Here is a 486-nt window from a genome sequence, read left to right as displayed (position 1 = left end):
AATGTATAACCCTCGTGAAGTAGCAGAGAATCTTAAGCGCTCTGGTGCATATCTGGCTGGTAACATTCGTCCTGGCGAGCAAACTGCAAATTACATCGATAACGTACTTACGCGTTTAACAATATTCGGTGCTGCTTATATTACAGCAGTATCATTACTGCCACAGTTTATGGTTGTTTGGTTCAATGTACCGTTTTATTTCGGCGGAACCTCACTTCTTATTGCGGTAGTTGTGGTGATGGACTTTATGGCTCAAGTGCAGTCGCACCTGATGTCTCATCAATATGAGTCTGTTATGAAGAAATCAAACCTTAAAGGTTACGGTAACAGCGGAATGCTGTGATAACCGGTAGGTTTTAGCAAATAGTTGGAGCAGATAATGAAAGTTCGTGCTTCGGTAAAGAAGATTTGCCGTAACTGTAAAATTATTCGTCGCAATGGCTCAGTTCGAGTCATTTGCTCAGAACCTCGTCATAAGCAACGCCA

Annotated in this window: 1 protein-coding gene and 1 pseudogene; both read left to right on the top strand. The window is 42.2% G+C overall.

Translation table 11 applies throughout. The annotated features are described in order from the left end of the window. Positions 1 to 343 (top strand): annotated as a pseudogene (gene secY, locus A3738_RS10565) (preprotein translocase subunit SecY); the annotation flags it as partial. A 36-nt stretch (positions 344 to 379) separates the two neighbouring features. Then, positions 380 to 486 (top strand): 50S ribosomal protein L36 (rpmJ, locus tag A3738_RS29290; RefSeq protein WP_082890025.1); only part of this gene is annotated, 107 nt, incomplete at its 3' end.

The organism is Oleiphilus sp. HI0066, assembly GCF_001635725.1.
The sequence above is the reverse complement of the archived record's forward strand: the minus strand, read 5'-3'. Positions and strand labels throughout refer to the sequence as shown.